The following is a 12,948-nucleotide window of genomic DNA, read 5'->3' as shown; positions in this document are numbered from 1 at the left end:
GCTACGAAAAAGCCCAACTAACTCAATAAACATTGAATCATTGGGCTTATTTTTATTTGTTCGCTTTCGGTAATAGGCTTTTAGCCTCTATCGAATACGAACTAAGCACTAAGCACTAAGCACTAAGCACTAAGCAAGTTTGAACTTACCGACTAATGATTCTAGTTCAGCAACCTTAGCATTCAAACCTGAAGTGTTTTCAGAACTGCGAGTCGCCAGTTGCAAGGATTGCTCTGAGATATCACTGATCGCGGTAATATCTGCAGCAATCTCTTTGGTCACCGCTGTCTGTTCTTCTGCCGCAGTCGCAATTGAGTTAACCATGCTTTGTACATTGCCCGCACCGCTAACAATTGCTTCTAGAGCCGATACCGCCCCTGTGCTTTGCTCTACACCAATTTCAACTAAACGACAGTTGTCTTGAGTGTAAGTTACGGCTTCTTGAGTACCAGACTGAATCGATTGGATGATGCCAGACACTTCTTGCGTTGCTTTGGTGGTTCTTTCAGCCAACGCTCTTACTTCGTCAGCTACCACGGCAAAACCTCGGCCAAACTCACCAGCTCGCGCCGCTTCAATCGCCGCGTTCAAAGCCAATAAATTCGTCTGCTCTGCAATGTCTTCGATCACTTTGATCACACTGCCAATTTGTTCACCATGCGAACCCAGCGTGTTCATCTGTACCGACATGTCACTCATTTGAGCAGAAACTTGTTGAATGCTTGCTACCATCTCTACAATCACGTTACGACCATCTTCTGCTGAAGACTCAGAACGTCGAGCTTCTTCATAAGTAGAGGTGCCCTGCTGTGCCACTTCCGAAATGGTCAAGCTTAGCTCTTCTGCAGCCGTTGCTATCAGGTTTGCTTTGTCAGCTTGAGCAGAAGCACCCGTCACGATGTCTTGGCTGATAGAAGATAGTTCACCTGTCACAGATTGGACCTGGTTGGTCACAGAAGAAATTGAACCCAAGAGGTCGACCAAAGATTTCTGCATCTGGTTGATCGACTTAGCAAGATCCGCCAATTCATCGCCTGAATCATCAACAATATCTCCAGCGGTAAGATCGCCATTTGCTACACGGCGCGCAACTTGTTCAACACGAGTTAGGCGGTTAGTGATAGAGCTAGACAATACAAATGCAATCACACAACCAAATACAATCGCAATGGCAGACAACACCATGATGGTACGTTCAATCATGGTAAACGACTCGGTTAATACAAGCAGTGATTGCTCTGTATCAGCACGCTCACTTGCTGACGCTTGGTCAAGCAAGTTTTCAATTGGGATCAAGTTGCTCTCATACAAAGATCGAAGCTGCTGGATGTTTGCTAGTAGCTCGGATTCATCATTGATCTTAGGCACAAGCTTCGCTTCAAACTCTTGAGTGAAACGCCCCATCAAGTCTTCAATTCGCTGAATACGTCGATGATCTTCCGATCCTCTGCTCTCCAAACGCTTCGCCTGCTCAATAGCTTGAGCAAACTCGTTCTTATTGGTTCGATAATCGTTCAACGCGTTATCAACCTGAATAATCGCGCCCAAAGCGTCCCGATAAACATCGCCCGCTTCATCTATCAATACAAGGTAGGTAACGGTACCCGGTACATCATCCATTCTAATCTCATCAGCGCTTTTATGGGCCCCAATAACTTCTATCCATACAATACCGACTAACGTGACAAGCACCGCCAATATAGAGCCAAAACCGGCATACAGTTTCTTTCTCACTGACAATTTCACACAACACCTACCTAAATAAAATTATCGGCCAAAACAGCCCTTAACATTTATTATATCGGCTAGCACACGGATAACTTTAGTGAATGAATGTTTTTTATTTTTCGAAGAGAATTAAGATACTCACATAAAAAAACGGGAGCCATGGGCTCCCGTTTCTTAACTTACTTTAACTTGCGATTCTAGCTTCTAAGAACTTTGGTTTCTAAAAACTATAGCTTCTTAGAGATAAGCGCAGAGCCAGCAATGATACCAATACCTAGTAGCATGATTGCACCTTTACCGCTGTCGAAGCCAGAAGAGATACCCATGAACGCAACGATAGCGATAGCTACTGGGATGATGTACTTAACTAGTGTGTACCATAGACCGAATAGTGGGAAAGATACTTCACCGTCGTTAGTGATCTCTTTCTCTAGGTCAGCACGGTTTAGTCTCCAACCAGCGAAGATACATACCAACATACCGCCAACTGCTAGGAAGATCTTATCAGTTAGTAAGTCGAAGATATCGAACGCACCAGTACCGAACAATGTTGGACCGAAGCCACCAAGTGATAGAGAAGCGAAGATACATAGAATCGCCATTACGACACTCGCAGACAGTACAGCTGTTACACGCTTCATGCCTTTCTCATCGATTAGGTACGAAACCACAACTTCAAGTAGAGATACTGAAGATGTCAGTGCCGCAACACTCAGACCAACGAAGAACATAAGAGCAAATAGAAGACCCACTACGCCGCCCATTTCAGCGAATAGCTGAGGAACAACAACGAATACCAGACCAGGACCCGCTGCAGGCTCCATACCGAATGCGAACATTGCTGGGAACATTGCAACACCAGCTAGGATAGCAACACCTGTATCCATTGCCGTAACCATAGCGGTAGTTTGAACTAGGTTCTCTTTCTTCTTCAGGTAAGAACCGTAAGTCAACATACAACCCATACCAAGAGATAGTGAGAAGAATGCTTGACCTAGTGCAGCTAGGATTACACCGCTGTCTACTTTAGAGAAGTCAGGGCTGAATAGGAATTCAAGACCAGCCATCGCGCCCGGAAGCATGATGCCTTTGATTGATACCACGATAAGGATAATGAAAAGAAGTGGCATCAAGATCTTACCCGCTTTCTCAATACCGCCAGAAATACCCTTCATAACGATGACAACGTTAAGCAGTAGGTATAAGCCCATCCACATAAGTGGCTGAACTGGGTTTGAGATAAAGCCACCAAAGCTGTCACCGATTGCTTCAGGTGCGTCTAGTAGACCACCAGCAATTTTACCGATGTATGCGATAGACCAGCCACCTACTACAGGGTAGAAACCCATGATTAGCAGACCACTTACTACACCGATAACACCAGCGAACGTCCAGCGACGGTCAGTTGATTTAAATGCACCTACTGCTGATCTCTGCGTATGACGGCCAATCGCAAATTCAGTCAGCATCACACTGAAACCGATGAAGATTACAAAAAACAGGTAAATTGCAACGAATGCACCGCCGCCACTTTCGCCTGCTGTGTATGGGAATTTCCAGATGTTACCTAGACCAACAGCAGAACCTGCTGCAGCCATTACGAATCCTAACTTCGAACCCCAGGTATCGCGGGGTGTTGTGGTTGTATTACTAGTAGCCACGTGTACTCCAAACTTTTGTGTTATGTGATGTTGTGTTTTGCTTTGAGTGGCGTCTTTAAAAGATAAGGCGTATAAAAAAATTTACACACCTAAAAGATTTGATTGACGCTCGTATATAGCAAGTAAACCAGTTTAAGAATAAAATTGGAAGCCCGAACCGTATATATTTCGTTACCAATGTAAATTTTTATGGTTAAATGCCGCCTTTTCATACAAAACAATCGTTTTCGTCTTAAGTTAACCAAAACTTAACAACTATAACCTGTTTACAGCTTTAGCTCTAATTTGTAAATAGTTGATTCCTTAAATTCCCATATCCGTAAAATAGCATTACTATCTAAGTGTCTCTTTTTTCGAGTATTCAATGTGGAAAAGCTCTACCATTTTTTAACTTTAGCTTCTGTCGCTTTATACTGGGTACTTGTAGCCGGTGTGACTTTCCGTGTCGTACTAAAACGACGCTCTGTCAGCGTTTCTCTCGCGTGGTTGATGGTTATCTACATTATCCCAATTGTAGGTGTCGCTTGTTACTTCCTTTTCGGAGAGCTAAACCTAGGTAGGAAGAGGGCTGAACGCGCACATCGCATGTTTACTCCATTTGGTGATTGGTTCCGAAAACTAGATGATTGCCAGCTCCACCTTCCAGGAAAGGTCGGCTCCCCTATCCACAAGATTGATGAACTTTGTAACAATCGGATGGGCATTCCTGCACTCAGCGGAAACACACTTTCACTGCAAGCTTCTCCCAATGAGATCTTACACGCAATTATCGAAGATATAGAAAATGCCCAAACCAGTATTAAGATGGTTTTCTATATTTGGCACCCTGGAGGATTAACTGATTCGGTTGCTTCCGCTCTCATTCGAGCTGCGAAACGTGGTGTGGATGTTAAAGTTTTGCTTGATTCTGCAGGTAGCCCGCGCTTTTTTAAAAGTCACTGGCGCTTAATGATGAAAGACGCCGGTGTGCAAGTTGTACAAGCACTGGAAGTAAGCCCTTGGCGTATTTTCTTACGTCGTCTAGATCTAAGACAACACCGTAAAATCATCGTGATTGATGAAACCATCGCCTACACTGGCTCAATGAACATGGTTGACCCCGCTCACTTCAAGCAAAATTCAGGTGTTGGCCAGTGGATTGATGTAATGGTACGCGTAACGGGGCCAACCGTTAATGTACTGTCGGCAATTCATGGTTGGGATTGGGAAGTGGAAACGGGCGAGCGCATCCTTCCTGATTTACCTGAATGTCCGATTGAAGAGGTAATGACGCATCACCCTGTGCAAGTCGTGCCATCTGGTCCAGGCATGCCGGAGTATTTGATCCTGCAAGTTCTAACCATTGCGATTAATCAGGCAAACCATTCTGTTCGTATCACAACACCCTACTTTGTACCGAGTGCCGATTTATTAGAAACACTCAAAATGACAGCGCAACGCGGTGTCAATGTAGAACTGGTCATCCCACACAACAACGACTCATTAATGGTTAAGTGGGCTTCGCGCGCTTTCTATACCGAGTTACTTGAAGCCGGCGTTAAGATTTACGAGTTTTACGGTGGGCTTCTTCACACCAAATCGGTAGTGATCGATGAAGAATTTTGTTTGATCGGAACGGTGAATATCGACATGCGTAGCCTATGGCTCAACTTCGAAGTGACGCTAGCCGTAGATGACGTGCACTTCACTCAGCAGCTCTCTGAACTGCAACAGTCTTATATAGAATCATCTCACCCAGTAGTACTAGAACAGTGGGAACAGAGAAACTTGCGAAATCGCTTCTTTGAAAGGTTGTTCTATTTGTTCAACCCTCTTCTGTAATACATATGATGAGTCGATTGCGGCTCATCACTTCCTCCCGTAAGTTTTTAACCTTTCACCATTGAATAAGTAAAAGGTTAAAAAGCGAAAGAAAAGCGTAAAAACTCCTGCCCCCCTCTTGCTTTGAAGGCTATTGGCATGTTTTAAATAGAAGATAACCGATTGATAAGGAATTCACAGCATGTCCGAGAACAAAACCACTAAACTGATCACTGCAGGTCGTGATAAGAAGTGGACCAATGGTGTCGTTAACCCACCAGTACAGCGCGCTTCAACTGTCGTATTCAACTCAGTAGAAGAGAAGCGTAAAGCTACAATTAACCGCGCTAACAAAACACTTTTTTACGGACGTCGTGGAACCAACACTCATTTCGCCTTCCAAGATGCCATGGTGGAAGTGGAAGGCGGCGCAGGCTGTGCACTCTACCCTTGTGGTACGGCAGCAATCTCTAACGCCATTCTCTCTTTTGTAGAAACGGGCGACCATATTCTGATGGTCGACACCTGCTACGAACCGACTCGTGATTTCTGTGACACCATCATGAAGAAGATGGGTGTAGAAACAACTTACTACGAACCAACAATTGGTGAAGGCATCCAAGACCTTATTAAGCCAAACACTAAGGTGCTGTTTACCGAATCTCCGGGTTCTGTCACCATGGAAGTTCAAGACATTCCAACGCTCGCACGTATTGCTCATGAACATGACATCATTGTTATGTTAGACAACACTTGGGCTGCTGGTGTTAACTTCTCACCGTTTGATTTCGGTGTTGATATCTCGATTCAAGCAGCAACCAAATACATCGTTGGTCACTCTGATGTGATGCTAGGGACTGCGGTAGCCAATGAAAAATGTTGGGAGCAGTTAAGAGAACAGAGCTACCTGATGGGGCAATGTGTTTCGCCAGATGACGCTTACCTCGGCCTTCGTGGTATTCGTACTCTTGATGTTCGTCTACGCCAACACGCAGAAAGCAGCTTGAAAGTGGCAAAATGGTTAGAGACTCGCCCTGAGGTTGACCACGTTCGTCACCCTGCGCTTGAATCTTGTCCTGGTCATGAGTTCTTTAAACGAGATTTTACTGGCGGGAATGGCTTGTTCTCTTTCGTGCTGAAGAACTCAAATACCAAAGCGACCACAGCGCTACTTGATGGTATGACGCACTTTAGTATGGGTTACTCATGGGGTGGTTTCGAAAGCTTGATTCTAGCGAATGAACCAAGCAGCTTTAACAGCCTAAGAACAGTAGCGAATCCGAACTTCGAAGGGACTTTGATTCGTGTTCATATCGGCTTAGAAGACGTCGATGATCTGATTGCAGACCTAGAGGCAGGATTAGAGCGTTACAACGCGCTCATTTAATTAAAATCGTTAACAGACTCAGACCAAAAAGGCAGGATATTCCTGCCTTTTTCAATTCAGCGTATCAGTAGCCTGTAATTCCAATACTGCCACAAAGTGCTTTATAAGCCGTTAACGAACGTTAAAACACGCCCAATTGAATATTTCAGTTCGATGTTCATTGAACATATACAAAGACTGATCCTTCACTGCAATAGCGTAGTCAATCGTCACCCCTTTATACTCACTGTAATCATTGTTAATAATAGGATCATGAAAAGGCGTTGCAGTTCTCACATCAATAATACTCATCGACAAACTATCCCCATCAAGGCCATAGTAACCAGAATAAAGATTTTCCATTGTAGCTTCGTTACCGTCTTTCTCAGTTATCGTCACAAACTCTCTCATACTAAAAGTTTGGTCAGACTGAAAAGTAATGCTCATTCGCTCATAAAGCGATTGATACGGTTGGAATGCCTGAGATAAAAAATCCGTTTTTAGCGTTTTACAGTGCCAGCGAGTGCCAGCCAATGCGTTCTGTTCCAGAAAAAAGCTTGCTGTAGCAATTGCCAATAGAATGAGTAAGCCAATTAGTCGCAAAAGTTACTCCTCTTTTCCATGTACTGAGTAAACGAATCAAAAGACGACTCTACATTGAAAATAGAAGCGCTATAGTTCAAAGCCTCACCACTCTTCCTTTGAATCAACATGTATAGCGTATCATCTTCGGGCTGGTCTACTGATGGGTAGATACGGACAAAAACATCAACATTGCAGTGGCTAGGTATCACATCCGTTAGCTTTTTAGTGATCGCAGGCAACGAATAGGATTCATTGTGCGCAACATGGAAAAAGTAGTGATTAGTATTGTCTGTGTAACTGCCGCGGTACTCGGCTTTATCAATAAAATAAGGCAGTGGCGTATAATAGGTTTTGAAAAGATTGAACGCCGTTACGACGACACAAATCAATGCGACTAAGTAGCCCGCTTTAGTTAAGTGCGCATTACTCTTTGAATCTGAGGGTTCTAATTCAGTTGCAGCCAACACTTCTTGATCGACAGGTGAAGAGTTTAATTTAGATGCCTTCGCAGTCATTTGAGAAGGCACAGTTTCAGTTTTACTAGGTTTTATCGATTCATCGATTACAAGTGAATAACCCGTTTTACTGACCGTACGAATCGTTGCACAGCCACAAGTCACTCGCGATAGCGTTTTTCTAATCTTAGATATCACGTTAGTGAGCGCTTGCTCTGAGACAATCACATTGCCCCAGCACCTATCAAATATTAGGCCTCGTTCAACACACTCACCAGCATTTTCAAGTAAGAACAGAAACACCTTACCTTCTATCGGCGCGATAGTTTCTACGTGGCCATCGTCACGCACAAACTGCCGAAGCAAGGGATCATAACTAACATCACAGATTTGGTAGCTTTGTTGTTTCACTATCGTCTTCTAGGTTTGAATTTGGTCGCATATGATATTGAATAGTTTATAAATGACCAGTGAATTTTCCTATATTAACGCAATTATTTTTCGACGATAAATAACACCTTTATTTGTGCGGACAACCTACGATATGGTCATTAACCATGCCTGTCGCTTGCATGAACGCGTAACAGATTGTTTCCCCTACAAACTTAAAGCCTCTCTTCTTCAAAAACTTACTCATCGCTTTAGATTGCTCGGTAGAAGCGGGAACTTGAGACATCTCGGTCCATTGATTCACAATCACCTCATTATCAACAAACTGCCATAAAGCATTTGAAAGAGAGCCGAACTCTTTCTGTAATTCAAGCGTAACTCGCGCATTGTTGTATACCGAAGCAATCTTGCCCTTGTGTTTAACGACATCGAAGTTTTCAATGATGTGCGGCACGTTGTCTTCATTCAACTCAGCTAACTTGTTTAACTCGTAATTATCGAATGCGGCACGATAGCCTTCACGCTTTTTGAGGATCGTAATCCAACTTAGACCCGCCTGAGCGCCTTCCAAGGTAATGAACTCAAACAGAACTTGGTCATCATAAACAGGCACGCCCCACTCTGCATCGTGGTACTCCCTTTCAAGCTCGTGTTTAAGCGCCCATGCGCAAGTTCTATCCGATGTATTTACTTCCATTTTTTATTCTCTTCTATCAATCGATATATAAAAATAATGCCCCATTTAGGGGCATTATTTCAAAGGTTAGTTGACATTAAGCCACTTCAATTTTATGGAATAAACGATACAGCACAGGTACTACGATTAGCGTGAGTACAGTCGCAAAGCCTAAACCAAACATGATGGTTACTGCCATTGGTTTGAAGAAGATATCCGGTAGTAGAGGGATCATACCTAGAATCGTGGTGATCGCTGCCATACATACCGGACGAACACGACTCAGTGCCGCATCAACAACCGCTACATATGGATCTTTACCTGACTTCATCTCAATCTCAATTTGATCAAGCAGTACGATACCGTTCTTCAGAAGCATCCCAGATAGACTCAGGAAGCCCAACAGCGCCATAAAGCCGAATGGTGTATTCAAGGCTAGCAAGCCTGTCGTCACCCCTATCAACGCCAATGGAACCGTTAACCAAACAATCAGAGGCTCTTTCACCGAGTTAAACAAGAACACGGTAATTAAGAACATGAACAAGTAACCAAGAGGCATGGTTGTGAACAGTGACGCCTGTGCATCTGCTGACGACTCATATTCACCACCCCATTCCAATGAGTAACCCGGAGGCATCTCAATCGCTTCAATTTGTGGTTGTAAGCGTTTCTGTAGAGTTGATGCTGTCTCTTCACCCAATAGATCAGGGTCCGCCATTACCGTCAGCATACGCTTACGGTTCTTACGGATGATCAGTGGGTCTTCCCACTCTAACTCATAACCAAGTGTTACTTGTTGCAGCGGGATGTACTCACTTAATGCCGGGCTCCAGATCTTCATACCTTCAATGTTACGAATATCAACACGCTCATCTTCAGGTAAACGAGCCACAATAGGCATCAGCGTTGTACCATCACGGTACACACCAATCGACTTACCAGAGAAAGACATCGCGAGGAAGTCATCGACATCAGACTTGGTGATGCCATAACGACGCGCTTGACTTTCGTTGAACTGAGGCTCTAACACCTTAGTTCTATCACGCCAATCATGACGAATATTAAATGCTCCAGAATCAGATCGCATGATATCCATCACTTGAGCGGCAATTGAACGTAATACTGTTGGATCAGAACCAACAATTCGCGCTTCAATCTTCGCACCACCACCAGGGCCTAATTCAATCTGCTTGAGCTTATAGTCGATCTCAGGGAACTGACCATTTACGTGCTCACGAAAGCGTTTCATCAGCCCTTCAAGCACTTCGTAGCTCTTCACACGGACCGTTATTTCGCCATACGCGCTATAACTTTTCTCTGGTGCGTAAGTCAGCATGAAACGTTGCAGGCCTTTACCCGCAGTCGTCGTGATGTGCTCAACTTCGTCCTGATCAGCCAACCAACTCTCAAGCACTTTAAGCTTGGTATTGGTCGCTCGAATATCAGTACCTTCCGGCATCCAGACGTCAACTTGGAACATCGGTGTTGTCGAGGATGGGAAGAAGGCTTGTTTTACAAAACCAAAGCCGTAAACGCTTGCGCCCAAACCAATAATCAGAACAAACATGGTTAACCAAGCACGCTTCATACAGAACTCAAGGAAGTTTTTGTAGATCACAAAAACCATCCCGTTGTATGGGTCTTTACCTTCGTTCTCTGAGTCGACCTTTTGACCTTTAAAGAACATGTCAGCAAAGAACGGCGTGAGCGAGATGGCAGTAAACCAACTCAGCATCAAAGAAATCAGTAGCACTGTGAACAAGGTGCCACAGTACTCACCTGTTGAGTCCTCGGATAAACCGATAGGAGCAAACGCAGTCACCGCAATCACCGTTGCCCCCAACAGCGGCCATTTGGTTTGGGTCACGATATCGGTGGCGGCCTGCATCCGGGTTCGCCCCTTCTGCGTGCCGATCAATATCCCTTCCACCACCACAATGGCATTATCCACCAGCATCCCCAGAGCGATAACCAACGCGCCTAATGAGATACGTTGAAGGTCAATCTTGAAGTACTGCATGAAAATAAAGGTACCGAAAACGGTCAACAACAATATCAAACCGATCAACAGACCAGAGCGTAGCCCCATGAAGAACAGCAGAACCACGATTACAATCGCAACCGCCTGCCCCAAACTCACCACAAATCCACTTACTGACTTATCTACCTCTTTGGGTTGGTTATAAACCTCAGAGATATCGATACCGATGGGCTGCTGATATTTCAGCTCGGCGAGTCTTCGGTCAAAGGCTTCACCCACCGCCACAACGTTTACACCTTGCGCAAAGGATACCCCAAGGTTGAGCGCAAGCTTGCCATTGTAGCCAATGATGTTAGTAGGTACTTCAACATAACCACGAGTTACCTCTGCCACATCTTTCAGGTAGATAAGCCCTTGAGCGCCACCTTCTGTCAGAATCAAATCACCCAGTTGCTCTACATTCTGGAACTCGCCCGTAGGGTGGATACGAATGTATTCGTCACCAATTCTCACCGCACCTGCACTGGAAACAATATTTTGAGTCGATAAAAGGTTAAATACTGTGCTTGGAGACAGACCTAATGAGCTTATCCGTTTCATCGATATCTCAATGAACACTTGCTCTTGCTGCTGGCCGGATACCGAGACTTTACTGACCCCGTCGACCAGCTCTAATTCTCGCCTTAGGTAGTCAATATAATCGAGTAACTCTTTATAACTGTAGCCATCCCCCGTCACCGCCAACAAAATCCCGTAAACGTCACCGAAATCATCGATGACTTGAGGATCGTTGACGCCGGGTGGCAGTTCAACCTTAAGATCATTCACTTTTCGGCGAAGTTCATCCCAAATTTGCGGAAGATCGTCCGGGCCGTAGTTATTCTTCATCGTTACCGTTACCTGAGACAGGCCACGGCTTGAGATAGAGTTCACTTCGTCCACATAAGTAAGCTGTTGAATCGCTTTCTCTAGCGGATAGGTCACTTCCTCTTCCACTTGCTGAGGGGTAGCCCCAGGGTAAGAGGTCACTACCATTGCATCTTTGATGGTAAAGGCAGGATCTTCTAGACGACCCAAACCAAAGAATGCAGAAACACCACCAATAAGAAAGATCAGAGATAGCATCCAGCTAATGACTTTGTTACGTATAAAGTAAGAAGCAACACCTGTGATCTGATCATCACCCTGTTGATCGTCATTTTGAGGCTTGTTATTTACTTCACTCATTATTCGTCTCCTGAGGCAATACTTCCACTGTCATCCCATCTCGCAATCGCGATACGCCTGCAACAACGACATGCTGCCCCATTTCTAATCCTTTCATGATCTGCAAAGTTTTCTGGTTTGCTTTTCCTAACACGACTTGCTGCTTCGAAACGGTATTGTCATCATTCAAAACCCAAACAAATGAGTTCGTTCGGCTCAGTTCATCGCCATCCGCATTGAACACCGCCTCAATTGGAACCAAAACACCGGCTTTCAGTTCTAAACCAATATCTCGCCCATGAGAGGTAACATCGACAGCCATACCATCAAGAATCAAATCATCTTCGGGCATCGGCAATGCCAAGGTAACCGTAAAGGTACCAGTGCTTGGGTCTGGCTCTGTCGTATACTCTTTTATGCTCGCTGGATACTCATTACCACTCGGAACTCTCACCAGAGCTTCGATAGTCTTTAGTACCGCATCATTCGGTTGATTTACATATATGCGGTCTGGTAACTGGATAATGACTTCAACATCTTCGACGCTGTGAATATTGACAACTTGCTGACCGACTTGAATATTTTCGTATTGATCAACACTGACTCGGGAGATAATCCCATCAACAGGTGCAAGAAGCTTAGTAAAGGATAAGCGTAACTTAGCTAGCTCTAACTCGGCATACGCTATTTGGCGTTGAGCTGCAATTTCATCAAACTGAGATTTAGCCAACAGCCCTTTTTTGACCAACGGACTAGAGCGTCTATATTGGCTATTGATTACCGTATATCTCGCCTGAGCGTTATCAACATCTAATTGGTAGTCTGTAGGGTCGAGCTCGGCAATCAATTCCCCCGCTTTAACTCGCTGGCCTTCTTTGACATCAAGCTTAAAGATCTCACCCGCGACACGAAAACTGAGATGCGCTTTCTCTGCGGCATTCGCCACTGCTGGAAAGTACAGCTTGTCATTGAAATCCAAGACTGAAATTTCAATCGCTTTGACTAGGGGTGTATTGTCGACTTCTATTTGTGGCTTTTCTCCGCAAGCGGTTAGCAGAACTAAACATGACAAACCTGTCGCTAATTTAAATGCACTCATG

At 44.6% G+C, this 12,948-nt stretch carries 9 protein-coding genes; 2 read left to right on the top strand and 7 right to left on the bottom strand.

Features of this window, described 5'->3' with window-relative positions; all coding sequences use genetic code 11:
- Window positions 1–129: 129 nt before the first annotated feature.
- On the bottom strand, window positions 130–1,746 hold the full coding sequence (locus BCV39_RS03335) for a methyl-accepting chemotaxis protein (RefSeq protein ID WP_102431603.1): 1,617 nt from the start codon (window positions 1,744–1,746) through the stop codon (window positions 130–132).
- Window positions 1,747–1,955: 209 nt separating this feature from the next.
- The gene (locus BCV39_RS03330; RefSeq protein WP_102431602.1) at window positions 1,956–3,389 is read right to left on the bottom strand and encodes a sodium-dependent transporter; all 1,434 of its coding nucleotides are present in this window, start codon (window positions 3,387–3,389) and stop codon (window positions 1,956–1,958) included.
- A 366-nt stretch (window positions 3,390–3,755) separates the two neighbouring features.
- Between BCV39_RS03330 and cls the strand changes: the two genes are divergently transcribed.
- On the top strand, window positions 3,756–5,210 hold the full coding sequence (gene cls / locus BCV39_RS03325) for a cardiolipin synthase (RefSeq protein ID WP_048658340.1): 1,455 nt from the start codon (window positions 3,756–3,758) through the stop codon (window positions 5,208–5,210).
- Between the two features lie 181 nt (window positions 5,211–5,391).
- Entirely contained in the window at window positions 5,392–6,576 is a 1,185-nt protein-coding gene (locus BCV39_RS03320; protein WP_102431601.1) for a cystathionine beta-lyase, read from the top strand.
- A 111-nt stretch (window positions 6,577–6,687) separates the two neighbouring features.
- Here BCV39_RS03320 and BCV39_RS03315 read toward each other — a convergent pair whose 3' ends face one another.
- From BCV39_RS03315 to BCV39_RS03295, 5 genes are all read right to left on the bottom strand, one after another.
- Complete coding sequence (locus BCV39_RS03315; protein ID WP_055320152.1) at window positions 6,688–7,158, bottom strand: hypothetical protein; 471 nt, start codon at window positions 7,156–7,158, stop codon at window positions 6,688–6,690.
- Window positions 7,149–8,006, bottom strand: coding sequence for a winged helix-turn-helix domain-containing protein (locus BCV39_RS03310; protein WP_102431600.1), 858 nt, complete (start codon window positions 8,004–8,006; stop codon window positions 7,149–7,151). The genes BCV39_RS03315 and BCV39_RS03310 overlap by 10 nt, the downstream gene beginning before the upstream one ends.
- 109 nt (window positions 8,007–8,115) lie before the next feature.
- Window positions 8,116–8,682, bottom strand: a complete 567-nt coding sequence (locus BCV39_RS03305) for a DNA-3-methyladenine glycosylase I (protein WP_102431599.1) — start codon at window positions 8,680–8,682, stop codon at window positions 8,116–8,118.
- A 76-nt stretch (window positions 8,683–8,758) separates the two neighbouring features.
- Entirely contained in the window at window positions 8,759–11,869 is a 3,111-nt protein-coding gene (locus BCV39_RS03300; RefSeq protein ID WP_102431598.1) for an efflux RND transporter permease subunit, read from the bottom strand.
- Window positions 11,862–12,947, bottom strand: coding sequence for an efflux RND transporter periplasmic adaptor subunit (locus BCV39_RS03295; RefSeq protein WP_102431597.1), 1,086 nt, complete (start codon window positions 12,945–12,947; stop codon window positions 11,862–11,864). The genes BCV39_RS03300 and BCV39_RS03295 overlap by 8 nt, the downstream gene beginning before the upstream one ends.
- Window position 12,948 lies beyond the last annotated feature (1 nt).

Source organism: Vibrio sp. 10N.286.55.E10 (assembly GCF_002872555.1).
Lineage (GTDB): Bacteria > Pseudomonadota > Gammaproteobacteria > Enterobacterales > Vibrionaceae > Vibrio > Vibrio crassostreae.
Note: the sequence above shows the minus strand (reverse complement) of the source record. Positions and strands in the feature narration are given on the sequence as shown.